The following is a 26,274-nucleotide window of genomic DNA, read 5'->3' as shown; positions in this document are numbered from 1 at the left end:
ACGCCAATGGATAAACTGGCATTTACCCTTGATACTGGCACAGGTGGCGAGCCACAAAAACGCTTAACGGTAACGATAGATACACAAACAGGCGCTGTATTACAAATACTCACCTTTGATGATTTATCAACCTACCGCAAAGCGCGCAGTTACATTCGCTTTTTACACACGGGCGAAGCATACGGCATCATCGGTCAAACCATCGCAGGCCTTGCCTCGCTACTTGCGTGTTTACTCGTTTATACAGGCATTATGCTTTCATGGCGTCGCTGGCAAAACTACCGCTTACGAAAAGCAAAATTAGCATTAGAAGCGGCTTAATATCATCAAACTAATAAAGGCTAACGTGTGTTAGCCTTTTGAATGTGCTTGCCCTACATCTATTCCAAACCAACTTTACATTGCCCAAATCAAAAACTATTGATAACCTACGGAAATCATTAAATAAAAAACTTATTAGTCGGGATTTTTATGGATGTGGATAACTTCCTTAAATCGAAATGCGCACTAATAAGCTGTTAAATGTAATTTCGGATCATTATGCGTGAAATCAGTGAGTTTTTAAAAAAAATAGATAGTTTTGGTTACGTTAACTATTATCGTGGTCACGCAGATATTAGCTGGGATTTACTTCCTTCGCTTGCTAGGACAAAAGTATCTTCAATTGATGTATGGAAATGTTCGAACTGGTCAGATTTAGAAAGTGAAATTTTACGTGCTTTTGAAAAGCATGGATGTTCAATTATTGATACACCTCCTAAAAGTTCACTTGAATGGATGATTCATGCACAGCATCATGGTTTACCAACGAGGCTACTTGATTGGAGTTCAAACCCGTTAAAGGCTTTATTCTTTGCTGTTGAGAACCCCGAGCATGATCATTTAGACGGCGTAGTTTTTGGTGCTTCAGTCGTTACAAATTTTGTAATGGACAAATATGTTGAAATTGATCAACACGATAAAATTATAGGCTTCCATTCTTCAAGTTTAAATAAGAGAGTGACGGCTCAAGAAGGTTGCTTTACGGTAAGCCCCTTGCCAGATAAATGGGGTGATTTTATGAAAGTCGAAGTTGATAATATATCTCTGGATTACCTTGGGAGGTGTGATATCCCTAAAGAAAATAAACCTGCTCTAAGAAAGCAACTAAAAAAATTAGGAGTAACACATCAGTTTCTGTTTCCAGATCTAGACGGCTTAGCTACATCAATAAAAAGAGATTTTGGCTTGTAATCAATTACATATAACAAGCCCTTTAAACCCATGAAAAAAGCACATACAGGAGAATCTAATGCCACATTGCGTAATTGAGCATTCAGATGATATTGATGGCAATATGTTAATTGAAGCCGTTCATAAAGGGGCGTTAGCGTCTGAATTATTTGAACCGACGGGTAGCGATATTAAAGTCAGAGCAACAGCATTTTCACAGTACAAAACTGGCGTTGTTGACCTTAAATTTGTGCATGTCACACTTAAAATTTTATCCGGTCGCACAAGCGAACAAAAAGCAATGCTATCTAATACCGTTTTAGATAAATTGAGCGGCCTTTCACTTACAAACTGCTCAATCTCAGTGGAAGTGCAAGATATTCACCGCGCCAGCTATGCAAAAGTAATTGTCTAACCTTGAATTATTTTAAGCGAAACTGCTGAGGCTTTGCCGATAAAACTTAGCACCATCAGTTTCGCTGATGTTAAACATTGCCACTTATCTCTTTGTATCCGTCTTTCGGTTTAACAGTCCCCTATTCTGCCGCTTTTTCTTTTCCCTTTTATAAGGCGTAACCAATAAAACAACTAAAAATGTAAGCAAACATTAATATTAACAATGAGTTAAATATTAAGTTACAACCCTCGTCTAGGCTTAAGTTGATGGAAGAATAACAATCAATGAGGAGTCAATTATGGCCAAACAAAACGCTCATACGCAAAACACAGAAGTAGATATGAACCCTATGCTGGATATTGTGTTTATCCTGCTTATCTTTTTTATTGTAACCACCAGCTTTAATCGGCCAACTACGCTTGATTTAAACCGAGCTACAGAAAACAAACCAGCACTTACGCAAACAATTACACCGCAATTTCATATCACCAAAGATAATCGTGTACTGCTAAATAATAAGCAAATTGACTCACAATCAATTGCTATAAATTTGGCTCGCCTTGATGCCAATGGCGAGATTACAGCGATTTCAGTTACTGCAGATAAAGAAAGCACACATAACACCTTAGTGCATTTGTTAAATGAAATTAAAGGGTATAGCTCTGCACCTGTTACGCTAGGTAATGTTGGCTAATTTAAAAGGCTAGCCGCGAGGTTAGCCTTTTTATTTCATCTAGCGTTTTTTATAAGTGCAATAGCGCGCTTATTGTTTTAGTTAAGCCTCCTTTTGTACTGCTAAAGTGTCATTTTAGTCATGCATGATTTAGGTCTAGACTGAGTTAAGCTTTTTATACTCTGCCATTTAATGGAGACTAACAATGTTTAATGCACTCGTTCTAAATCAACAAGATAAGCAAACAATTGCAACCGTTCAGCAAATTGATGAAACGCAACTGCCCGAAGGTGATGTGTTAATCAATGTTGATTACTCCTCACTTAACTATAAAGACGGTTTGGCAATTACCGGTAAAGGTAAAATCATCCGAAACTTCCCAATGGTGCCGGGCATTGACTTGGCAGGCACAGTTATTAGCTCGCAAGATTCGCAATATAAAGCAGGAGATAATGTAGTACTTACTGGTTGGGGTGTGGGCGAAAACCACTGGGGTGGCATGGCCGAACGCGCGCGTTTAAAAGCCGATTGGCTTGTTCCGTTACCAATCGGCTTAAACAGCAAACAAGCCATGATGGTAGGCACCGCCGGTTTAACCTCTATGCTCTGTGTTCAAGCACTTTTAGATGCTGGCTTAACACCAGATTCAGGCGAAATTTTAGTCACAGGTGCAAGTGGTGGTGTGGGCTCGGTTGCCGTATCGCTGCTTGCCACGTTGGGCTTTAAAGTTGCTGCCGTAACAGGTCGCATTGAACAAAATGGCCCACTGTTAGAAGCGCTTGGGGCGAGTCGCATTATCGAGCGCAGCGAATTTGAAGAACCTGCTCGCCCACTTGAAAAACAACTGTGGGCTGGTGCAATCGATACTGTAGGCAGTAAAGTGCTTGCCAAAGTGCTAGCACAAATGGACTACAATGGCGCAGTTGCAGCTTGCGGACTTGCCGGTGGATTTGACTTACCAACCACAGTAATGCCATTTATTTTGCGCAATGTCCGCTTACAAGGCATTGATTCGGTAATGTGCCCAACCGAAAAACGCATAAGTGCATGGCAAAAACTGGTTGAGTTATTACCAAATAGCTTCTTTGAACAAGCATGCACCGAAATTACATTAGATGACGCAGTTAAGTATGCAGAAGACATTACCAACGGCCAGGTTACAGGCCGTGTGGTAATAAAGCTTTAGTACAAAACAAAAAGGCTAACCCTGCACCCATAGGTTAGCCTTAATTCATATAAAACTATTGTTAGCTTGGAATAAACACTTTAACCACTAAGCCCGATTGACCATCACCACGGTTATGTAAACTCAGTTGCCCGTGATGCGCTTCTGCAATTTCGCGGCATAACGCTAGCCCTAAGCCACTACCACTTGCTTTGGTGGAATAAAATGGCACTAAGGCATTGGCCATCACGGTTTCGCTCATTCCGCGCCCTGCATCACTAACACTAATTAAGGTTCCTGCTTGCGTACCTGACTGTTTCGTTTCAATTTGTATCGTTATATCGGATAACTCAGAGCCAGATTCATGGGCATTTTTAAGTAAATTAATCAGCAACTGCGACAGTTGAATTTTATCTGCATAACAGGGAGTTTTTGGTAAGTGCCCTTCAAGCTCAAATGGCCACTCTTGCTCAACACTTTCAAGTAACGTTTGCCACGCTAACTTTTCAAGTTTAGGTTGAGGTAACTTGGCAAATTTACCATAGCCTTGCACAAACTCGTTTAAGTGGCTGATGCGTTCTTGCATTGTCGAAAATACCCTTCCAAGCCTTGGCTCTTCTAAGTTTTGAGACAACAACTGACCGCTGTGTAGCAACGACGACATAGGGCCAAGTGAGTTATTTAATTCATGGCTAATAATACGAATTACTTTTTTCCAAACCGCCACTTCTTGTCGGCTTAACTCGCGGGTTAATTGCTTAAAAATGTATAAGTGATGCTGGTGATTGTTAAGCAAGAACTGGCCGGTAGAAAGATGCCACGTTTGTACTTCATCCGAATCGTGTTTTAAATGAAATAAACCATCACGACCTGACTCCATTGCTTGTTTAATTTGCTCATGTGCCGTTTGGTAAAGCGCATCACGTGTCAGCCCTTCAAGTCTTAAGTCACTGGCAAATAAACGGTTTGCACTTAAGTTGCTAAACACCACATGATCTGTACTATCAATTAACACTAATGCTTGGGGTGACGATTGCAGTACTTTATCTAGCATCAATTCCCGTTGATAGATCCACTGTTTTTCTTGCCTAAGTTGCTCCGCTGTTTGGTTATATATTTGGCATAAATGACCTAGTTCATCCTGTGCGCTATAGGCAAGTAAACTTGAGAATTCACCGTCTTTAAAATTAAGTAAACCTGTCTCTAACGCTTGTATGCCTGAGTTAACCGATTGCGTTAATAGCCCACTTACAACCCAGCCAACTGGCAGTGCAATAATTAACGCCACTATGCTTTGCGTGCTTGTTGCATCAAGTAATACCAAAACGGGCACTAATACCAATGCAATACTCATTACAACGGCCAATTGTAATTTAGTGCGGGTTGTAAGCTTTGATAGGTATTTTTTCATAGTGGCTAATAATCTATATCGAATTTTTGCAGGCGGCGATAAAGTGCTTGGCGAGACAAACCAAAATGGCGCGCAACCTTAGCAATAACGCCCTGATATTCACGCATTGCATCTTCAATCTCAGCTTTATTTGGTTCTTTATTCTCTTTTACCTGCGCTTTAGCTTGGCTTTCCAATAAGCCAAAGTCGTTAAACACTAACGGGCCATTGGGGTTTAACACCGCGGCACGTTTACAGGCGTTTTCTAGTTCGCGCACATTGCCAGGCCATGAATAATCAAGCAGTGCTTGCTCTGTTGCAATGCCGATTTCTCGCGCTGGCAAAAAGTGTTTAATCAGCGGCACGATATCATCTTTACGTTCACAAAGCGGTGGCAAGCGCAGTTCAATAACATTAAGGCGATAATACAAGTCTTCGCGAAAGCGCCCCGCTTTAATATCAGACAGTAAATCTGCATTGGTTGCTGAAATAACCCGTACTTGCACTTTTTGCGTTGCAACTGAGCCCAAGCGTTCAAATTCGCCACTTTGCAACACACGCAGCAGTTTCATTTGCCCTGAGGGGGGTAAATTACCAATTTCATCTAAAAACAAGGTGCCGCCGTCTGCCGCTTCGAACCGCCCTATTCGTTGTTTATTTGCCCCTGTGTACGCACCTGCTTCTGCGCCAAATAATTCTGCTTCAATCAAATCGCTTGGCAACGCCCCTGCGTTAACTTTGACAAATGGCTGTGCGGCTAAATTGGAGTTCAGTTGCATAATCTCTGCAATGCGCTCTTTACCACTGCCATTTGGGCCGGTAATTAATACCGACACATCGGATTTGGCCAGTTGTAATGCCATATCCACCACTCGCTCCATTGCGGTACTGGCAAAAATAAGGCCTGCTAGATTGGCATCTTGATGATGTGATTCGCGCTCATCTTTCTGGCGTGTAAAGGTCGCGTTGTCTTGCTTGGCTTTACCAAGTTCAATGAGATTGGCAATACTGGTTAACAGCTTGCTGTCATCCCACGGTTTTGCAATGTAATCTGCTGCGCCCGCTTTGACTAATTCAATGGCAGTTTCAAGCTCTGTCCATGCGGTAATTAAAATAATAGGTAAATGCGGATTTAGCGCTCTTAGTGCATAAAATAAAGTACGCCCTTCCTCGCCTGAAGTGGTGTCGGCGGTAAAGTTCATATCTTGAATTGCCAAACTAATACGTTGATAACGTACAATTTGCTCGGCTTCAAAAGGCGTTGACGCGGTGACCACATCGTAACCATGGATCTCTAAAATAAGTGACAATGCTTCAAGTACAGCGGGGTTATCATCAATGACGAGAATTTTATCCATTTATTTTTCTTTTTATTGTTCATGCTACACCAACGTTTGCCAGTGTAGCATGAACTTTTAAGTAAGCGTTAAATCGTTCGTGTTGCAATACTTGGGGCAATATTCGCAGCGCGCTTTGCAGGCCCAATCACGGCAAGCAAACTCATTGCAAACACAGCTACTGCAGTCACTGCCACATACCAATAAGATAGCGCTGGTACAGAATAGTGCGCCATTAACTGCTGCCCTAAAAATACCGCGCCACACACTCCAAGAACTAAACCAGCAATGCAGATCAGGCTGTTTTCAACCACAAAGTATTTAATAATGGCAGACTTACGCGCACCCAATGCACGGCGAGTTCCAATTTGTTTCGTGCGCTTATTAATATTAAACAGCGTTAAACCAAAGATACCAAGTGCTGTTACCAGTACCAATACGCTTATTAAAATCACTAACATGCGCATCATTAGTAAGTCTTCCGCAACATAGTCTGCTTTTTTCTTATCAAGCCCAGTTAAGTCTTGAATAACACGCTTGTCGTAACTTTCGTGCATTAGGTCTTCAATTTGCGTCATCACTTCCGCGCGACGACCGCTTTCAGTGCGAACTAAAAACTGATGTAACTTGCTTGGGTCCAGCATTGGGATAATCACAGATTTATCTTTACGCTCTTCCAGTTTCATCCAAGGTCCCTTCATCATGCCAATAATACCAACTATGGTAAGGGGTTTATCGCCCGTATAAATGGTCTTACCTAGCCCATCACCGTCTGGGTAAAGTTCATCCATCAACGCCTTAGTTGCCAGTGCAACATTTGGGTACTTTGTAAAATCTCGGTTTATAACCACTTCTTCTTGGGTAAAATTGCGACCAGCGATAAGGTTAACACCTAAGGTATTGAGACCGTGTTCATCGGTTTCAAAATAACTAGCGTTCACAGACTTTGACTTTTCAGGCACAGGTTTTAGCCTAAAACTAGTTGAAGAACCGCCACCCGAGAGCGGGATTGCACTAATTTGCACAGCATCAACCACACCTGGTAATTGACGAATACGGTCTTCATCGAGTTCTATCTGTTGAATTAAGTCAACACCGGTACCAAAAGTCATTACATTGAATTTAAATATGTTTTCTTCTTCATAACCGGTTGGTTGATTTAAATAGTTAATGCGATCGTTAATAATAAATGCTGCATTACTGACAATCGCTGTGGTAATTGCAATTTGAATTAGCAGCAGCACCGCCCCCACTTTTGAACGAAGTAGCGCATTGATTATTGGTTTAATTTCTAACATGATACGCTCCTTATTGGGTTTTTAAGTAAGTTGACGGTGTCGTTCTACACACCAACCACGCTGGGTAGATACCAGCAAGAATACAGGCTGAAATGGCAATAATGGGTGCCGTCATCAGCATGCTAATGTCCATATTTGCGAGGCTTTCGTAGTAGCTATAACTTTGGCGAATACCCAGTAAGCCTAATTGCGCAACCAAAATACCAAGCACACCACCAAATAAACCTAACATGCCAACTTCAACAATGTGTTGATAGAATACTTGGCGTTTACTTGCCCCTAGAGCGCGGCGCACACCCACTTCAGGTGCACGGCGTAAAAACTTCGCCAGTAACAAACCCAAAATATTAGCAAGGCATACAGCTAAAAACATAAAGCTTAGCGCTACCATAATTTTATTATCTTCGTTAACTACTTGGCGGTAAATAATCCACTCATTCACATCGCGCAGTTTGAATTCTGGTTGCTCACGGTTGAAGCGACCAAGCTTTTTCTGGTCCTGAATATAGTTTGTGATGTAGTCAGAATACGCTTGTTTTTCGCTCTCATTATTCAGCTGAACCCAAAACTGTAACCATACTTTTTCTGATTCCAACTTATCGTTAAACACTTTTACAGGCTCATGCTTCCAGCCATTGGTGTTACCCCAAGTATTTATTTCGTGTGCTTTAATCAAACTAAACGGAATAAAAATTTGTTCAGGGTCGTTAAATGCGCCATTGTTTGGATCATAATATTTTACGTGTAACTGCCAATCTTGAATCACCCCAACAACTCGCATACTTAAGTCATCAAGATACAATGTTTGGCCTACGCCATTTTCTGTACCAAACAACTTTTTACTCATTGTTTCTGAGATAACTACTACCGGCGCCGCATTTTGCTCTTGCTCAAGGCTCCAAACACCGCCATGCAAAAACGTTAAATTAAACATCTCAAAGGCGTCACGTGATGTAACCCGTGCAGTTTCTAAAAAAGGCTTAATTTTGTCAGAATTTAAATGCACCGAAAAACCTGTTTTCATTAGTGCTGCACGTTTATATGGCAAATCAGCGTTCAATAGATGGTCAGTATCTTTATAAGTTAACTGATACGGAATACTGTCAGGTGAAAACCAGGTTTCGCCTTCATCCATGCTTTGTAATTGCACTGCAAACAGTTGACTGCTTTTGTTTGGGATGGGATCCATCGACATCATGTGGTAAACCGACAAACTAGTCATGGTAACACCAATACCAATGGCTATTGCCATTACCATCAGCACACTTACCAGTGGCGTGCGCTTAAAGCTACGCCAACTTAAATCAATATAATGGCTAAACATGGTTACGCTCCCACAGCCACATTTGGCTTACCCTGATACAAGGTAAAATCAGCCAGTTGACCATCAACCACTTGGATATTGCGCGGTGCACGTCGCGCCAGTTCGGCATCGTGCGTCACCATCACAATAGTTGCGCCATCACGGTTAATTTGTTCAAGTAACTCCATCACTTGACGTGCCATTAAACTATCTAAATTACCTGTTGGTTCATCGGCAAGTAAAAAACGGGGTTCGCCAGCCAATGCGCGCGCAATAGCAACACGCTGTTGCTGACCACCAGAGAGTTGTTGTGGTAAGTGCTTAGCCCGGCTTGCAAGGCCAACTTGCTCTAAACATTGTTCAATACGACGCTTGCGTTCAGCCGCTTTAATGCCTCGATAGCGCAGTGGCACTTCAACATTTTCGTATAAATTAAGGTCTGGAATTAAGTTAAAACCCTGAAAGATAAAACCAATTTTTTGGTTGCGTAAGTCGGCACGTTGGTTATCGTTAAGCTTGCCTACATCAATGCCATCCAGTAAATATTCACCACTTGAGAACGGCTCTAACATTCCTGCAATATTTAAAAAGGTTGTTTTACCTGAGCCCGATGGCCCAGTAACCGCAATAAACTCGCCTTCTTCTACGTTTAAATTAAAGTCTCTAAGCGCATGCGTTTGTACCATTTCTGTTTGATACACCTTGCTAATATTATTCATTTTTAACATGTTATTTTCCTTTTTATCCCGTTGTCTTGATGCACCGCTTAGCGCAGTAATATTGCATCTGCATTTTTAAATGTGTCGTAATTTGAAATGATGATTTGATCACCGGTTTTTAGGCCTGCCAGAATTTCTACGCTGTTGATGCTGGTAACACCGGTATTAATTTCAACGCGCTCAGCCACGTCTTCATTTACTTTGTAAGCCACATAACCACCCGCATTTAGAAAGCTGCCACGTTTTACCATCAGCACATCATCACGGTTTTCAAGTAAGATACGGCCAGATAAACGCTGATTTTGACGAATGTTACTAATATCGCTTTTGGCAAAACGTACACGCGTAGTCACTTCTCGGTTATTAACCTCCGGCGAAATCGCAGACAGCGTGCCTTTAATTTGCTCAGAGCCAATTTTAAGTTCGACCTCCATGCCAATGCCTAAGTCATTGGCATAACTTTCAGGTACTTGCAGCTCAGCTTCAAACGCAGACAAATCAACTAAGGTAAGTAATGCTTGGTTCTTATTGACCAGTGCTTTTGGCTGCACCAGTAAGTTACCCACAATCCCTGATACACTGGCTTTTACACTAAGGTTAGTTACCTGACGCATCAATTCATCAACAACCAATTGTTGACGCACCACCTGACTTTTTGCAGATTGCAGCTCAAACGCTAAGGTGTCTTTTGCAAGTGCGACTTCTTGCTCTGCATGTTTAAAGGTGAGCTCTGCTTTAGCAAGGTCATCGACTGCTTTTTCTAAATCAATTTGGCTAATTAAGCGTTTTTCAATCGAAATTTTAGCGCGGCGATTTTCTCTTTCAGCTGCGTTAAGTTCAACTTGTGCTAAGTCTAAGGTTTTTGCCAGCGCTAGCGCTTGACGACGAGCATCGAGTTCGCTTCTTGCAAGTTCGCCTTTTAATCTAGCTAGCTCAGATTCTTGCTGTTTCAGGTTATTATTAAGCTCTGGGCTTTCAACTTCAGCAATCACTTGGCCTTTTTCCACTGTATCACCAGCTTTAACATTCAAGGTTACAAAGCCTTGCTCCGGGCTATACGCTTTTGGTGCATTGGCCGCAACAATTTTACCGGTTGCAGATATGTCGCGCACCAAATCACCTTTGATGACTGTGGCTATTTTTAACTGTGCTTTATTTACCGACACGGTGGCAGTATCAGAGTTGATCATTGCAAACCCTGTCCATGTAATAACTGCAAGTACGCCCGTTAGCAGTAATGCTGGTTTCATAAAATTCGGCTTTTGTTTAACAACCTGATCTTGTGCGCTGGTATCTCTGATCATCTTACTTCCTTAAATACGATGGTTGTGTTCAAAAACACGGATCAATAACGACGCTGCTAACATCAGCATCGGTACAATAAAAAAACTGGACACTAAAACCATTGTTTTATTCCTTAATAGTGAATTACCTAGAATAAATACCAGTTGTGTGCCAATTTTTAAAAGTTAATAATTTCAATTATTTATTTAATTTTAGAAAAGTAACAGCCTGTCCGCGGACATAAAAAGTGTCCGCAGCGGACACTTTTATTTATAAGAAACTGTGATAGGAGATGTAAAAAGGTCGATATCTTTTTAGCAAGTGCAAGCATGGCATTAAAATAATTGCCAAAGTAAAGTTAATTCATATAAATAATCAAGAATTCACAGTTTAAAATGTGCTTTTGCGCAAGTTGTTTTGTGGGGTTATACACATCTGCAGGGCGTGGTCCTAAATGTGTTTGTTTTTCTTCCTTTGCCAACTTAAAAGTTTGGCGTAAATTTTTAAAATCGACTGTAAGATGATTATCAGCAAAAAACCACCTGCCGCTTAGTGTGTCGATTTTATCGCTGCCATCGCCAATTAGTTCGTATTCTAAAACCGCTTGACCATCTTTATTAAGCGCGAGTGTTCCATCAGCAACATCGCAATACTGTGTGCGTAAATAAGGTGGCAGGTCAACTTGTCTCTCGGTACCTGGTTTACGTAAGTACAGCCCTAAATGGGCTTTTGAATAATAATGGTTGCCTTCACTAAAGCGAAATTCTTGTGATGTTTTATGCCCGTTAGCAACGAGCCAATTATCAAGGCGAGCAATTATCTCTGGTTGATTATAAGTAGGGTTTAAGGCCAGCGTCGCATTCGGAAAATTCGCGGGGATCGCAATTTCACTTAACACCACATCTATTTTTTCACCTTCAAACTGTTCACTTAAGCTTGTTTTAAGCGCAGCAACTTCACTTTTCGAATACCCTTTTGTCACTAAATGCAGTTGTGTATTTGTGCAAGCAGTTAATAACAACAAAGATAAAAGTACAAGGTATTTCATATATATCCGTTTAATTACAAATGTAATTCCCAGAGTTAGGATTACACACGTAATCCTGTTATTCAAGCCTTTTCTCCAGCGTCTAGTCTTGCCCAGCTATCTAAACCATTTGCAGGTATTCAATGAAATTATTTATGTTGCGCTTTAACATACACGTTGGGTGCGACACCAAAATAATGTTTAAACGCAGTATTAAATGCCGACACCGATTCAAAGCCGAGTTCATGTGCAATATCTTGCTGACGATATCCTGCTTCCAGTAACTCAACCGCTTTAAATGCCTTGAGCTTTTGTTTCCACTGCGAAAAGCCCATATTCATTTGCTTATTGAACAAACGACTGAGGGTACGGCTTGATGCACCCACTTTTTCACCCCACTCTTCAATGGTCAGTTTGTTTCCCGGATTGGCTAAAAGCTCACTAATAATTGGCATTAAGCGTACATCTTCACTTAGCGGCATCACAAAGTTAGTTTCTTTGGCAATTTCTATACGGTCAATAAACACATCAATAAAGCGCTGAGTTTTATCATCTAACAGATAGTCATCTTGCCACGAACAGATCTCTAAAATAAGCGCACGGAGCACACTGTCTACTTCAATTGATTTCGCAACATTGCCTAACCGTTTTGTGTATTTTTCATCGATATAGACACTGCGAAACTTTCCGCCATAACGACAAAAACTTTCATGATCAAGCCCTGGTGGTAGCCAAAGTGCCTGTTGCGGTGGAATGATAAATTTTCCCTCTGGCGTGAGAATTGTAAGTACCCCATTACTGGTATACGCTAGCTGCCCCCAGGTATGTTGGTGCGTTTTTACATGCTCCCAAGGCGGCATATTGGTCGCTCTTGGTAATACAGGCCTGCCAAGCGTTTTCTTTGTAAATCGTGATGGGGTTGAGCGCCATTGGTTCATGAACGAGCATTTTAATCTTGTCTGATTTTATAAATAGAATGTCATATATTCGATAACATGACAATGTGTTACTGTTTTACACTTTTAGCGTTCTTATCCAAAACCGACAGGAGCGTCACTTTGCTTAACGCTATTAAATCTTATAAAGCCAGCCCCTTTAGCTTTTTAGCTATTGCCGGTGCAGTAATGGCCTTTACCTTTTCAGCATGGAATGCGCTGTTAAACAACTTTGCAATAGAAGCAGCTAATTTTAACGGCGCTAACATTGGTATGTTGCAATCACTTCGGGAGATACCGGGGTTTCTTGCCTTTACTGCAGTGTTTGTATTACTGGTGTTAAAAGAGCAAACCTTTGCACTTATCTCACTCGCACTTTTGGTAATTGGAGTAGCATTGACTGGACTATTCCCTACTGTTTACGGTTTGTACGCAACCACAGTGCTTATGTCGATTGGATTCCATTATTATGAAACGATTAATCAATCACTTAGCTTACAGTGGTTTAGTAAAGACGAAGCGCCTGAAAAGCTCGGAAAATTAATGTCTATCAAATCAATTGCATCACTGTGTGCGTTTGCCATTATTTGGTTCTTATTTACCTTTATGGCAACTTCATATCAGTTTGTTTATTTGTTTGTTGGCAGCATTGGCTTACTTGCCACTGTGTGGTTGTGGTTATCTCACCCTTCATTTCAACAACACACCTCGCAGCATAAAAAGCTGATTTTAAGAAAAGAGTATACCCTCTTCTATTTACTGACATTTTTCTCAGGTGCAAGACGTCAAATTTTTATGGTATTTGCTGGTTTTTTAATGGTCGAAAAGTTTGGTTATGGCGTTGCTGAAATCTCTGCACTTTATATGCTCAACCATTTACTGAATATATTTATTGCACCAAAAATTGGCAAAATGATCGGTAAAATCGGCGAACAGCGCGCATTATCAATCGAATATATAGGATTAATTTTTGTATTTATTGGTTATGCTATTGTCGAAAGTGCAACCGGCGCTGCTGTGTTATATGTGATTGACCATATCTTTTTTGCAATGGCAATTGCGATAAAAACCTATTTCCAGAAAATCGCTCGACCTGAAGACATTGCCGCAACGGCTGGTGTAAGTTTCACCATCAACCATATTGCTGCAGTCATTATTCCTGCCAGCTTTGGCTTAGTGTGGCTTTACGATAATTCACTGGTCTTTTACTTTGGTGCTGTGCTTGCGTTTTGTTCACTAGTATTGAGTCAGTTTATTAACCCACATTTGGCAAAACAGCGTTTAGCAAATAACCCAGCTTAACTAAAAGGGCTATTTAATAGCCCTACTCATGTTTCTATGCCAGATCCACCTTTATTGCAATAAACGCATCAACAACCTTCTCGGAAGCGCTCAAATTATAACCAGCACCAACTTTAGTATTAGAAATAGTTACTAATGTATCAATTTGTAAACAGCCGGCATATTTGTCCTTTTAAACTGGTCTGAACACCATTATATTGCGCAAAAATTAATCACCCCTGGATTTTATTATGACAACGTTAAAATCGATTTTTCTTGCGGTAATTTGCTTAAGTGCAAATGGTGTTTTAGCAAAAACCACACAAACCAAACAAAATAACAGCCAGGGTTGGGCTTATGTAAATTATGTAGTGGATGCATCAGGTAATATCACCAACATTGATATTTTAGATCAGTCTGAATTTAGCGATGTATCAAAAAACCTAAGCAAGCAAATCGAAAAACAATTACGTAAACAGCCTGCATCTCATGTAAGTAATACCGTGTTTATTGCTGCAAATAAGTCATCAAACTTACATGCCAGTAAATCGTTTTATCAAAGCTATGCACAAATTGAACAAAACATTGCAACAAGCTCTGTAGCAAAACTTAAGACAGCAATTGCTAGCCAGTTAAAGCCGCTAGTGAAAACCGATGCAGAGCAAGCCTTATATTATTGGATTAAAAGCCGTGTGTTTTACAAACACAAAGAGTGGACAGATTACGATACGGCTATGATGGGTGTGTTTAATACCGCACAAAACTTACCAGCAGAGCTTTCAGCTGCTGCGTTAAAAAGTGCTATTAACTGGTTTAACCGTGATCAGAATTACCAAATGGCAAGCTTTGCATTAAATAAACTAGAAACTATTTTAAAGCAAAACGCGATTAATACCGATGAGCTACATGAGCAATACGTTAGCGATATTCAACACGGTATTGTGTCGAATAAAACACAAGCTACTCAAAAACAAATCGCTAATGATGCGCCGTTTTTTAGAAAGGTGTTTTTATCTGAAGGTGAAATTACAGTAAACCAAGGTAAAGTGTCAAACGCACAGCTACGTTGCGACGACAAAGTAGAAGACTTGAGCACCGCTAATAACACTATCGCCTTTTCAACCAAAGGTTTAAAAAACTGCCATGTGCTTGTTAAAACAGATAGCGCAGCAAATGTAACCTTAGTGCAAACAGGTAATATCAACTTAATTTAATGTAATTTAACTAGCCCTAACACTTGTTGGGGCTAAAAATTAAAGTTTATTCATCATGTTCGTGAGCGCATGCAACCTGTTTACACAAACGATAATTTTGAACATGCCCAATAATCACAAAGAGCGATCCAACCAAGGTTAACCCTTTTTCAAACAGCTCGCCAAAATCGTGGCCAAACAATACAGCAGCAATTAAGAGTAATAAGCCGCTCAAGCCCCAAGTTAAAACTCGCCACACTTTATGTCGTCTACAGCCCATAAATAAAGCACTGCAACTGGTTAATAACACTGCCACAACAAGCATTTGATGAAATGCTTCGTCAGCAAGCGTTTGTAAACCAATTGAAGGGATAAGCACAATACCAATGGGCAATAATAAGCAGTGCACGATACACAATGAAGAAATACTGATGGCTAATTTATCTAGATGTTGTTGCACAAAATGGTTCTCATAATAAACAATGTTACAACATAACATTACCACCAATGTTATCAATAAGGATTATTACTCCAGCCTTGAAGTGCAACAACACACTTACACAAATCAACAGTTTCTCACAAAGCCTCACTAACACTTACAGAAAACAGCCCTTGCGCATTTTATAGTCTATTTGCTGTTACTTTTTATCAAGGAATATAGAATGAAACACACGCTATCTTTAATCACATTTGCACTGTTAGTTACTGGCTGTGGCGGCTCGTCAAAAAAAGACGATGATGTTGTTGTAGTAACCCCACCTTCAGCATTAATGCAACAAGCAGAACAAGATCGTATTAGCAATAATGCTGGTGCAATTTCAGTTGCTATTTACCATAAAGGCGAAGTCGTTTTCGCTGATGCCGTTGGCAATAAGCAGCCAAATAGTACCGAAAAGGCTGATAAAAACACCCTTTTTCAAATTGGCTCTACCACCAAAGTTCTTACCAGCATTGCCACACTTCAACTTGTTGAACAAAACCGTTTAGCGCTAGACGATAAACTTGTTGATCACCTACCCAATATAAACTTTCCTACTGAGCACGGTGCTTTTTGGCAAGCAATTGAGCTTGAATGGTTAATGACTCACAAGGGTGCATTTGAAGATGACTATGAAGGTATTAGCTCAGATTCAGATTTAATTTCGTTTATGCGAGATGAATACACCATTGATAACGGCGTGCTTAACCAACCTGGTCTTTTCTACAACTATTCTAACCCTAACTATTCATATTTAGGTGCCGTTATCGCGTTAGAAAGTGGGCTTGATTATGCAGGCTATGTTGAGCAAGAAGTGTTTACACCCCTTGCTATGACACGCTCAACATTTTCAAATGACAAAGTAAAAGCCGATGGTAATTTTGCACTCAGTATTAATGACGCCAATGATCAAATTAAAAAGCACACCAGTATTGATGAATTACTTAGCTCAGAAGTAGTATTACCTGCAGGTGGCAATACCTGGTCAACACCAACAGAGATGCTTAATTTGGCAAAGCTCTTACTTAAAGGTAATGAGAACGTGCTAACACAGGCATCCTCGCAAACACTTACCGGCAAACACGTGTTAATACCCAATCCGCTTCCTGTTCATTATGGCTATGGCATGTTTGTAAGCGATGGTTTTATGTATGACAACAAATGGTATCCAATTAGGCATTTTGAACACGGCGGTAATGCGAATGCCTACACCAGCTTGTTTTATGTATTCCCAGATCATGATTTAGCCATTTCAGTGCTCAGCAGCGGTGAATCAGATAATTTATCAGGTACATTGATTGCTGCGCTTAAACATGTAAATGTGCTGCCAGAAGCAGAGCTGTTTGAATTACCAGCCGTTAACACTGAGTTATTTGATAAATTCGCTGGTGAATACACCATTTATGGTTTGGATTTAACCATTTCAAATGTTTCGGGCAAACTACAGGTATCCATGCCTGCACTTGATGCACAAGGGATAAGCTACAGTGAAACACTTACTCCCATCTCTGCCAATATGTTTGCGTTAAAACTAAATGATCAACAGTTAACCTTTAATTTTGTTTCAACCAATGACGGGCAAAGCTATGACTATTTTGTCAGTCGACAAGCCGTTGCAACACGAAAATCGGTTAGCACCCGTGTTGAGCTAAATTCACAAAATGCGTTGCAGCTAAGTAAACTACTTAATAACAACTAATGAGCATTAAGCATCAGCCGAGACACTCTCGGCTGATGCTTAACACGCTAAAACTTAAGAGCTACGCTCAATTAAGCTAACAGGTACTTGTTTTAAACTTTCAGGCTTATCGCCTTTTAAAATTTCGCACACCGCTTTGGCTATATCGTCCGCGTCAATTTTTACTGTACTTAATGGCACACTCATTAGTTTTGAGTCGTCCAAATCATCAAATCCAATGACGCCAATATCACTTCCCGGTTTAATATTTTGCTCGGCTAAATATTCCATCACGCCATAAGCCACAATATCGTTAAAACACATAACCGATTCAATTGAAGGCACTTTTTCTAAGCACATCGACATCGCCAATCGTCCGCCTTGGCGGTTAGTCGCACTATTAAATACCCAAGAGCTTACATCTGGGTGCTCATTTATGGCGTTGTTAAAACCTAATAATCGTTGATGATAATCCGAAATCGCATCATCACCTCCAATAAAGGCAATTTGTTTATGGCCGCGTTTTATTAGTGCTTTGGTGGCGGTGTAAACCCCCTTTTCATTGTCAGGAAGTACGCAGGGTATTGTGCTGCCGCTTACTTGACGCATAATACTCACCACTTGGGTTTGCATAGTTTGCAGCTCTTCAAGCCACTGTGCTTCAGTATTTGGCGCAGGACAAATTATAAAGGCTTTAACGCGATATTCTTTTAGCTTGGCAACAATTTGCGTTTGTGTTTCAACATCTTCACTGGTGTTAACTAGCGTTGCCATTAGCCCCAGCTGGCGTACATGTTTTTCAAGCGCCACCGCCAATTTGGCCGAATAGGGGTTGGTTAAATCGTTTATAACAATGGCTACTAAGTCCGATGATTTACTGCGCATGGCTGCAGCATCTCGGTTATACACGTAACCGGTTTCTTCAATCGCCTTTAGTACTTTGTCTTTTGCTTTCGTACTTGCTTTTTCACTGCCGCGTAAAACTAACGATACAGTTGATTTGGACACCCCAGCAACGCGGGCAACATCATGAACTGTAACGGATTTTTTATCCTGTTGAGGGGACGCTTTTAGTGATTTATTTAATGAGGAGGTGTGATTTACCACTCAGCTTACCAGCTATAAATTTCGTTATTATGGCTTGTATTCTAACAAACTGATCAGTATATTCAAATTAAAATTGGAACGTTCCATTTTTGTTTTATTTCGGCATGAGGCACACAATGAAAACAATAAGCCAGCACTGGCAACGAACAAAAAACACCGCTTTTTCCCTGTTTGCAAGCGGTGCAATGATGCTGACAATCCCTGTTGTATCGGCAAATACCCAATATGTAGACCCCTTTATTGGCACCGGTGGTGACGGCCATACATTTCCAGGAGCCGTTGTACCATTTGGCATGGTGCAGTTAAGTCCTGATACCGATTCGGTGTTTCGCGGTATCGACCCTCAACCCGAAATTTACAAACGCTGTGCAGGTTATCACTATGATGACACCACCATTGTTGGCTTCTCTCACACTCATTTTAGTGGCACAGGGCATTCTGATTTAGGTGATTTACTGATGATGCCTATTACAGGAGAGGTCAAATTAGACGCAGGCACAGCCAAAAACCCCGATGCAGGATACCGCTCGCGCTTTAGCCATCAAAACGAAAGTGCCAAACCAGGCTATTACCAAGTATTGCTTGAAGACTACAAGATTAATGCTGAGCTAACCGCCACCACACGTGTAGGCATGCATAAATACACCTTTAAAGAACATGATAAAGGCAGCGTATTACTCGATTTAACCCATGGCATTTATAACTTTAAAAACAAAGTAATTTGGAGTGATGTGCGCGTTATCAACGACCGCACTATCTTGGCTTACCGTGCAACCAATGGTTGGGCGAACAATCGTCAAATGTACTTTGCTATCGAGTTTTCAAAGCCCTTTAAAGACATTGAACTGATTAACCTCGATAACAGCCGTTATCGCTGTAATGGTTGTTTAAGTGAAGGAAGCGGTAAAAAGCCATCAACCATTGTTAATTACAAAATTCCAGAAGCCGCAGGTAAAGCCCTTAAAGTCGTCGCTGATTTTGATAATTTAAAAGGCAACCCGCTATTGGTTAAGGTGGGTATTTCTGCGGTGAGCAAATCCAATGCCCTAGAAAATTTAAACAGCGAAATTCCCCATTGGAATTTCGATAAAGTGGTAAAGCAAGCAGACGATGTTTGGCATAAATCCCTCGATAAATTTGACATTGAAGGATCGCTTTCACAAAAACGTCAGTTTTTCACTTCGGTTTATCATGCGCTGCAAGCACCAAGTGTGTATCAAGACGTCAACGGCCAGTACCGTGGTGTTGATGGTGAAATTCACCAAGCAAAAGATCACACCCATTACACCTTGTTTTCGCTTTGGGATACCTACCGCGCACTTCATCCGCTCTTAACGTATATCGAGCCAGACAAGGTATCTGACATGATTGCCTCGATGCTTGATCATTACCAGCAAAGTTATGACAAAATGCTACCTATTTGGTCATTCCATGGCCACGAAACTTGGACCATGATCGGCTATCATGCGGTGTCGGTTATTGCTGACGCCTACCTAAAAGGGATTCGTGATTTTGATGTTGCCCTTGCTAAAGAAGCGATTTTAGCAACCGCAAACCACCCGCATTACGATGCCATTCCTGAATACAAACACTATGGCTATGTACCGCTTGATGTATTGCCAGAATCCACCTCGATCACCCTTGAATACGCTTACGACGATTATGCCATTGGCCAGTTTTTAACAGCACTTGGCGAGAGTGAACTTGCGGCTGAATACTATGAGCGTGCAACGTATTATCAAAATGTCTTTGACCCAAGCGTTAAATTTATGCGCGGGCGCATGAAAGATGGTTCTTGGAACCCCGATTTTGACCCGCAAGAAGCGAAATACATGGGCGCATTTACCGAAGGCAACAGCTACCAATACAGCTTTTATGTGCCACAAGATGTGCACGGTTTAATTAACTTAAAAGGTGGCGACAAAGCCTTTATTGCACGCCTTGATGAGCTTTTTGAAACTGAGCTTGCCTATGAAAAAATCAAAGAGCATGAAGATATTGCTGGTTTAATTGGCCAATACGCTCACGGTAACGAGCCAAGCCATCATATTGCTTATTTATACAATTACGCAGGTGAGCCATGGCGTACACAGGCACGTATTCGCCAAATTATGGATACCCTATCATCAGACAAACCTGATGGCCTTGCAGGAAATGACGACGTTGGGCAAATGTCAGCATGGTATATCTTCTCGGCGATGGGTTTTTACCCTGTTGCTCCGGGTGATTTAAGTTATGCACTCGGTGCACCACAACTGCCAAAAATTACCTTAAAACTAGCCAATAAAAAGCAATTTACTGTGCTTGCAAAGCACCTATCAGCAGATAACAAATTTGTCAGCCAAGTATCACTGAATGGCAAACCATTAAACCGCAGTTACATTACACACGACGATATTATCTCAGGTGGCATCCTTGAATTCACCATGTCTGCAAAACCAAACAAAACCTTTGGTAATGCGTTATCGTCGCGTCCACCGTCACTGAGCAATCCGAAAAATCCAAATACATTGCATTAAAATTTTAATAAGAAACAACTATGAAACAGATTCTCTTTCGTTCATTGATGCTATTAACCCCGCTGCTGGCGCTAAGACGCGCCACAACACAAACCGATTATGTGCAAAACCCAGCGCAATTTGTGAACCCGTTTATTGGCACCAAAGGCCCATTTAACCATCGCCAAGCCGCAAACGTGGTACCAGGTGCGGTTAAGCCGTTTGGTATGTTTAACTTTGGCCCGGAGCACGCGTATACCAAAGAGCTGATGGCTGAAAGTGAAGGCATTAGTAAACGTATCAACGAAGACAATGTGCGCATTCCCGTTTCGCCCGGTGGCTATAACTGGCAAGCAACACGCTTAAAAGGCTTTTCATTTACTCGTTTATCGGGCACAGGCTGTTTAGGTGCATCAGGTGATGTGCCAGTGCTGCCTTTTAATCAAGCGATTAAACACTCCCCTGCCAGCGATAAAATTAATGCCTACTATGGCGCTAATTTTAGCCACGACGATGAAACGGCTATTCCTGGTTATTACCAAGTAGGGCTAGATTCAGGAATAGATGTGCGTTTAGCGGCTACCGACCGCAGCGGTATTGCTGAATTTACTTTTGCGTCAAAAGAGCAGGCAAAACTGATATTTAGAACAGCTTACTCGCAACTGGGCAGTGGCGATGCATTTACCAAAGTAGATGCCGACAAGGGCGAAGTATCAGGTTATGTCACAAGTGGTAACTTCTGTGGCTACCTTGGCGAATACAATCGCCGCGATTACTATACACTGCATTTTGTTGCCAAAATTGATGCACCCATTACCGGTAGTGGCGCGTATGTCGACGATACAGTCTCACCAAATGCGACCTCAAGTAAAGGCGGTATGGGTTATGGCGATATGGGCGTGCCAGAATGGGGCAAAGGCTCTGGCCTTTGGGTAGATTTAGACGTAAACGCGAACCAGCCAGTCACCATGCGCGTGGGCATATCTTACGTGAGTCTTGAAAATGCCCGTGAAAACCTAGAAAAAGAGCAAGCAAGCCAAAGCTTTTCACAACTAAAAGACAACGCCTATGCCGCATGGAATGATGCCCTTGGCCGCGTAAAGGTAAAATCAAACGATAGCGATTTGTTAACCACCTTTTATACGGCGCTATTTCACAGCCAATTCCACCCTAATATCTTTAGTGATGTAAACGGTGAGTACCGCGGTTTTGACCAACAAGTGCATACTGTTAGCGCTAACCAAACGGCGCAATATGCCAATTTTTCTGGCTGGGATGTCTATCGCTCGCAGTTGCAGTTAATTAGCTTAACCCACCCAAATGTGGCAAGTGATATTGCCCAATCGCTGTTTAATCAAGCCAATCAGTTTAACGGCATTTGGGATAGATGGACGCACAACAATGGTCCAACAGGGGTAATGAGCGGTGACCCATCAACCATTGCAATTGCCAACTTTAAAGCCTTTGGCGCCGATAAATTTGATGTGGCTGGTGCTTATCAATCGCTTTATAAAGCAGCCACAGAGCCAACCGAATATGATTTATCAAACATTGGCTGCCCGGTATTTTGTCGTGGTCAAAAACCATCGCTTGATGAATGGTTAAGCCTTAATTACTTATCAGATCAATCTAATTCGTGGGAAGGTGCCAGCGAAACACTAGAGCAAGTATCTGCTGATTTTGCACTTTCGCAGCTGGCTGTACGCCTTGGTAAAACTAAACACAGCCAAAAACTGCTTGAACGTTCAAGTTACTGGAAAAACCTTTACAACCCTAAAGCCACAGAGCAACTTGGTTATATTCAAGGGCGCAATCAAGACGGTAGCTGGAAAGACAAATTCGACCCATTTAGCGGCCACCTGTTTGTTGAAGGCAGCCCAGCGCAGTATTTATGGATGCTACCTTTTGACGGCCAAGGCCTAAACGAATTATTGGGTGGCGATGAGGTAATGGCATCACGTTTAGATAACCACTTCCGTAAACCCGATGGTAGTTGGGTGCTGTATCGCGATTCAGCCGAATATGCTGATGTTTCAAACCAGCCATCAATTGCTACTCCGTGGATGTATTTATATACCGGTAAAGCCTATAAAACGCAGCAAACTGTGCGCGAAACCATGAAGCAACTTTGGCACAACACGGTATCTGGTATTCCAGGGCAAGACGATTTAGGGCAAATGTCGTCATGGTATGTGTTCTCAGCACTTGGCATGTATCCGTTTTATCCAGGTCGCGCCGATATGGTGCTTTCAAGCCCAGCGTTTGAAAAAGCAAAAATTGGCAATATTAGCATTAGCGCACCAAACGCAAGCGCGGATCACATTTACATTGATACGTTAAAAGTAAACGGCCAACCGTCAATGCAAAGCTGGATTAACGAAAACCATGTAAACGCGCCACAGCACCTTGAATTTACCCTGAGCACAACGCCAAATAAAGCGTTTGGCCAAGCTGAAGTGCATCGTCCACCGTCGTTTTCAACATCATCAACAGTTGCAACTAAGCTTGTTGGAGATAAACCATAATGACCAAGCAAATTAATCAAACCATGGCGTTTTACGCCATGACCAGCTTGTTTTTTATCTGGGGTTTTATTACCGCACTTAACGATATTTTAATCCCGTTTTTAAAAGCCGAGTTTTCGCTTAGTTATACTCAAGCCATGTTAGTGCAGTTTTGCTTCTTTGGCGCTTACTTTTTAGTGTCACCGCTTGCTGGGCGCGTGGTTGCACAGTTTGGCTATCGCAATGGTGTATTTATTGGCTTATCAACCCTTGCACTTGGCTGTCTGCTGTTTATTCCGGCAGCCAGCATTAAAGAATATGCGCTATTTTTAGCGGCATTGTTTGTACTTGCAGGCGGTATTACCGTGCTGCAAGTATCGGCAAACCCTTATGTGAACTGTTTGGGTGAGGAAAAACATGCTGCAAGTCGCTTAAATCTGGCACAAGCAATTAACTCCCTTGGGCATACTGCAGGGCCATTGTTTGGTACTTACTTTATTTTGTCGGCAACATCACAAAATGCAGGGGCCGAACAAGTACAACTGCCGTATTTTTTAATCGCCCTTGCAGCGATAACTATAGCCTGCTCCTTTAAGTTTATTGAATTACCAAAACTTGATTTTGAAGAGCAAACTTCTGCTCAAGCTAAAGATTCGATTTGGCAGCATAAGCACCTTGTTTTGGGCGCACTTGGTATCTTTTTATATGTAGGTGCTGAAGTGTCGATTGGGGGCTTTTTAGTAAACTATTTTGAATCACCTGAAATTGGCGGATTAACCACCGCACAGGCAGGTCACATGGTGGCCTATTATTGGGGTGGCGCGATGATTGGCCGCTTTATTGGCTCTGCGTTAATGCGCCAATTCTCACCAAGTTATGTGCTCGCCTTCAATGCCATTATGGCGGTTGTGCTGTTAATTGTTACGGTATTTAGCAGCGGTAGAATCGCAATGTGGAGCGTACTGGCTGTTGGCTTTTTTAATTCGATTATGTTCCCAACCATCTTTAGTTTAGCTATTCGCGGTTTAGGGCAGTTTACTGCAAAAGGTTCGGGGCTACTGTGCCAAGCGATTGTGGGTGGTGCGGTGTTCCCGTTAATCCAAGCGGTTGTTGCCGATGCATTGTCAGTGCAGCTTAGCTTTTTAGTGCCCGTATTGGCGTATCTGTATATTGTGTTTTTCGCCATTAGCCAGCACCGCGTTCGCGCTCAAAAGGAGTTACCAGCATGAGCAAGGTGATCTGTTACGGTGAAGCCTTGATTGATTTTCTACAAATTAATCAACAATCACAAGATGGCATTAGTTTATCGGATTACCGCCAGTTTCCAGGCGGTGCACCAGCAAACGCAGCAGTTGCCCTTGCTAAACTCGGTGGCAAATCGCATTTTGTTGGGCAAGTAGGTGATGATCAATTTGGCCATTTTTTAATAAACAGCCTTCGTCATTATGGTGTAAATACCGACTGTACGCTTATTCACAAATGTGCCCCTACACCACTTGCGTTTGTGCATTTAGATGAGCACGGTGAACGCAGTTTTACCTTTATGCGAAAAGACAGCGCTGATTTAAAACTTCGCCCAGAGGAAATCAAATCACAGTGGTTTAAACACGCTTCATTACTTCATTTTTGCAGTAATACGCTCACCGAAAAAGGCGCTGTAAACACCACACAAACGGTACTGGAACACGCAAGCGCAAACAATTTAACCATCTGTTTTGATGTCAATTTACGCGCTAATCTATGGCCAAATTCAGCACTTAATATCGCACTTATTAATGAATTTGTTGAAAAGGGGCAGGTGGTGAAATTTGCCCGCGAAGAGTTCGAACTGCTTTGTCAGAATAAGCCAGAAGATTATATAAACCGCTGCTTTAACGGCAATTGTGAGCTGCTACTTATCACAAATGGTGGTGATGACATTGAATACATAACCAAACACTACCGAGGCAGTATTAGCCCAGCCAAAGCAAAGGTGGTTGATACCACCGCAGGTGGTGACGGTTTTATCGGTGCAATTTTGTATTTATTAAGTGAGCGCATCACCCTAGGCGCACTTTTAAACGATGAAAACGCGCTTAAAAGTGCCATTGCATTTGCCAGTTGTGCCGGTGCGCTAGCCGTGAGTCGTCAAGGCGCATTCCCTGCACTGCCCTCGTTAAACGAGGTAGACACCCTTTTTAACCAGCAATTTGGCGCCCTCACCGGCGCATTTTTTTAGAGAACGCACGTGAACTTTTATAACGCTGATTTTTTAACACATCACAGCCAGTCAATTGTTAACTTTTATACCGAGCGCGCTGTCGATAACGAGCTTGGCGGCTATTACCAAAACTATTTAGACGATGGCACCTTGTTTAATACAGGGTTTCGTCAATTAGTAAGCAGCACACGCATGGTAATCAACTTTTGTCGCGCCGCTAAGCATTTTAAAAACAACGAGTATTTAAACTTTGCTAAGCATGGCCTTGATTACATTGAAACCCATCATTGGATTGCAAAGACCAAGCAATACGCGTGGACACTTGAAGATAACCAACCACTCGATATGACTCAGCAAGCCTATGGTTATGCCTTTGTGTTACTTTGCTACGCCCACTGTTACAAAGCAGGTGTGATTTCATCTGATAGAAAGATAAATGAAACCTTTGAACTGCTCGAATCGCGTTTTTGGCAAGCCAATGAAGGCATTTACGCCGATACCATGTACGCCAACGGCGAGTTATGTGAATACCGCGGTCAAAATGCCAATATGCATATTTGCGAAGCGCTTATTAGTGCCTACAGTGCAACCAATG

At 41.7% G+C, this 26,274-nt stretch carries 23 protein-coding genes; 13 read left to right on the top strand and 10 right to left on the bottom strand.

Translation table 11 applies throughout. The features are described from left to right. From ON073_RS15465 to acuI, 5 genes are all read left to right on the top strand, one after another. Positions 1 to 321 (top strand): PepSY-associated TM helix domain-containing protein (locus tag ON073_RS15465; protein ID WP_274762789.1); only part of this gene is annotated, 321 nt, incomplete at its 5' end. 219 nt (positions 322 to 540) lie between these two features. After that, positions 541 to 1,233: an FRG domain-containing protein gene (locus ON073_RS15460; protein ID WP_274762788.1), complete on the top strand. Its 693-nt coding sequence runs from the start codon at positions 541 to 543 to the stop codon at positions 1,231 to 1,233. 58 nt (positions 1,234 to 1,291) lie between these two features. Next, on the top strand, positions 1,292 to 1,627 hold the full coding sequence (locus tag ON073_RS15455; RefSeq protein ID WP_274762787.1) for a 5-carboxymethyl-2-hydroxymuconate Delta-isomerase: 336 nt from the start codon (positions 1,292 to 1,294) through the stop codon (positions 1,625 to 1,627). Positions 1,628 to 1,907: 280 nt separating this feature from the next. Next, positions 1,908 to 2,303 carry an ExbD/TolR family protein gene (locus ON073_RS15450; protein WP_274762786.1) on the top strand — a complete coding sequence of 132 codons (396 nt, stop codon included), beginning with the start codon at positions 1,908 to 1,910 and terminating at the stop codon, positions 2,301 to 2,303. Between the two features lie 184 nt (positions 2,304 to 2,487). Next, positions 2,488 to 3,468, top strand: coding sequence for an acrylyl-CoA reductase (NADPH) (acuI, locus tag ON073_RS15445; RefSeq protein WP_274762785.1), 981 nt, complete (start codon positions 2,488 to 2,490; stop codon positions 3,466 to 3,468). A 61-nt stretch (positions 3,469 to 3,529) separates the two neighbouring features. Here the strand turns inward: acuI and ON073_RS15440 are convergent, their stop codons facing one another. From ON073_RS15440 to ON073_RS15405, 8 genes are all read right to left on the bottom strand, one after another. Then, positions 3,530 to 4,858: a sensor histidine kinase gene (locus ON073_RS15440; protein ID WP_274762784.1), complete on the bottom strand. Its 1,329-nt coding sequence runs from the start codon at positions 4,856 to 4,858 to the stop codon at positions 3,530 to 3,532. A gap of 5 nt (positions 4,859 to 4,863) precedes the next feature. Further along, complete coding sequence (locus ON073_RS15435) at positions 4,864 to 6,195, bottom strand: sigma-54-dependent transcriptional regulator (protein ID WP_274762783.1); 1,332 nt, start codon at positions 6,193 to 6,195, stop codon at positions 4,864 to 4,866. A 68-nt stretch (positions 6,196 to 6,263) separates the two neighbouring features. Continuing rightward, a complete protein-coding gene (locus ON073_RS15430) occupies positions 6,264 to 7,472 on the bottom strand; it encodes an ABC transporter permease (RefSeq protein WP_274762782.1) in 1,209 nt (402 codons plus the stop codon). A gap of 10 nt (positions 7,473 to 7,482) precedes the next feature. Then, positions 7,483 to 8,796 (bottom strand): ABC transporter permease, encoded by a 1,314-nt coding sequence (locus tag ON073_RS15425; RefSeq protein WP_274762781.1) that lies wholly within the window; start codon positions 8,794 to 8,796, stop codon positions 7,483 to 7,485. A gap of 2 nt (positions 8,797 to 8,798) precedes the next feature. Beyond that, a complete protein-coding gene (locus ON073_RS15420) occupies positions 8,799 to 9,503 on the bottom strand; it encodes an ABC transporter ATP-binding protein (protein WP_040136169.1) in 705 nt (234 codons plus the stop codon). A gap of 38 nt (positions 9,504 to 9,541) precedes the next feature. Beyond that, entirely contained in the window at positions 9,542 to 10,798 is a 1,257-nt protein-coding gene (locus tag ON073_RS15415; protein WP_274762779.1) for an efflux RND transporter periplasmic adaptor subunit, read from the bottom strand. 338 nt (positions 10,799 to 11,136) lie between these two features. Beyond that, on the bottom strand, positions 11,137 to 11,826 hold the full coding sequence (locus tag ON073_RS15410) for a hypothetical protein (RefSeq protein ID WP_274762778.1): 690 nt from the start codon (positions 11,824 to 11,826) through the stop codon (positions 11,137 to 11,139). Positions 11,827 to 11,954: 128 nt separating this feature from the next. Next, positions 11,955 to 12,743: an AraC family transcriptional regulator gene (locus ON073_RS15405; protein ID WP_274762777.1), complete on the bottom strand. Its 789-nt coding sequence runs from the start codon at positions 12,741 to 12,743 to the stop codon at positions 11,955 to 11,957. Between the two features lie 120 nt (positions 12,744 to 12,863). Here ON073_RS15405 and ON073_RS15400 point away from each other — a divergent pair, with 120 nt between their 5' ends. Both ON073_RS15400 and ON073_RS15395 read left to right on the top strand, forming a co-directional pair. Next, complete coding sequence (locus ON073_RS15400; RefSeq protein ID WP_274762776.1) at positions 12,864 to 14,042, top strand: MFS transporter; 1,179 nt, start codon at positions 12,864 to 12,866, stop codon at positions 14,040 to 14,042. 230 nt (positions 14,043 to 14,272) lie between these two features. Next, positions 14,273 to 15,235 carry a hypothetical protein gene (locus tag ON073_RS15395; RefSeq protein WP_274762775.1) on the top strand — a complete coding sequence of 321 codons (963 nt, stop codon included), beginning with the start codon at positions 14,273 to 14,275 and terminating at the stop codon, positions 15,233 to 15,235. A 46-nt stretch (positions 15,236 to 15,281) separates the two neighbouring features. On the opposite strand, the gene ON073_RS15390 is transcribed toward ON073_RS15395, so the two are convergent. Then, on the bottom strand, positions 15,282 to 15,674 hold the full coding sequence (locus tag ON073_RS15390) for a MerC domain-containing protein (protein ID WP_274762774.1): 393 nt from the start codon (positions 15,672 to 15,674) through the stop codon (positions 15,282 to 15,284). Positions 15,675 to 15,876: 202 nt separating this feature from the next. Between ON073_RS15390 and ON073_RS15385 the strand changes: the two genes are divergently transcribed. Then, positions 15,877 to 17,391, top strand: coding sequence for a serine hydrolase domain-containing protein (locus ON073_RS15385; RefSeq protein ID WP_274762773.1), 1,515 nt, complete (start codon positions 15,877 to 15,879; stop codon positions 17,389 to 17,391). Between the two features lie 54 nt (positions 17,392 to 17,445). Here ON073_RS15385 and ON073_RS15380 read toward each other — a convergent pair whose 3' ends face one another. After that, on the bottom strand, positions 17,446 to 18,477 hold the full coding sequence (locus tag ON073_RS15380) for a LacI family DNA-binding transcriptional regulator (RefSeq protein ID WP_274762772.1): 1,032 nt from the start codon (positions 18,475 to 18,477) through the stop codon (positions 17,446 to 17,448). A 185-nt stretch (positions 18,478 to 18,662) separates the two neighbouring features. Here ON073_RS15380 and ON073_RS15375 point away from each other — a divergent pair, with 185 nt between their 5' ends. The 5 genes from ON073_RS15375 to ON073_RS15355 all read left to right on the top strand — a co-directional run. Then, the gene (locus tag ON073_RS15375; protein ID WP_274762790.1) at positions 18,663 to 20,996 is read left to right on the top strand and encodes a GH92 family glycosyl hydrolase; all 2,334 of its coding nucleotides are present in this window, start codon (positions 18,663 to 18,665) and stop codon (positions 20,994 to 20,996) included. Positions 20,997 to 21,016: 20 nt separating this feature from the next. Continuing rightward, on the top strand, positions 21,017 to 23,500 hold the full coding sequence (locus ON073_RS15370) for a GH92 family glycosyl hydrolase (protein WP_274762771.1): 2,484 nt from the start codon (positions 21,017 to 21,019) through the stop codon (positions 23,498 to 23,500). Then, the gene (locus ON073_RS15365; RefSeq protein WP_274762770.1) at positions 23,500 to 24,708 is read left to right on the top strand and encodes a sugar MFS transporter; all 1,209 of its coding nucleotides are present in this window, start codon (positions 23,500 to 23,502) and stop codon (positions 24,706 to 24,708) included. The genes ON073_RS15370 and ON073_RS15365 overlap by 1 nt, the downstream gene beginning before the upstream one ends. Then, positions 24,705 to 25,697 carry a carbohydrate kinase family protein gene (locus tag ON073_RS15360; RefSeq protein ID WP_274762769.1) on the top strand — a complete coding sequence of 331 codons (993 nt, stop codon included), beginning with the start codon at positions 24,705 to 24,707 and terminating at the stop codon, positions 25,695 to 25,697. Before ON073_RS15365 ends, ON073_RS15360 begins: the two co-directional genes overlap by 4 nt. A gap of 9 nt (positions 25,698 to 25,706) precedes the next feature. After that, positions 25,707 to 26,274 (top strand): AGE family epimerase/isomerase (locus ON073_RS15355; protein WP_274762768.1); only part of this gene is annotated, 568 nt, incomplete at its 3' end.

Source organism: Pseudoalteromonas sp. G4, from assembly GCF_028875915.1.
Taxonomy (GTDB): domain Bacteria; phylum Pseudomonadota; class Gammaproteobacteria; order Enterobacterales; family Alteromonadaceae; genus Pseudoalteromonas.
Note: the sequence above shows the minus strand (reverse complement) of the source record. Positions and strands in the feature narration are given on the sequence as shown.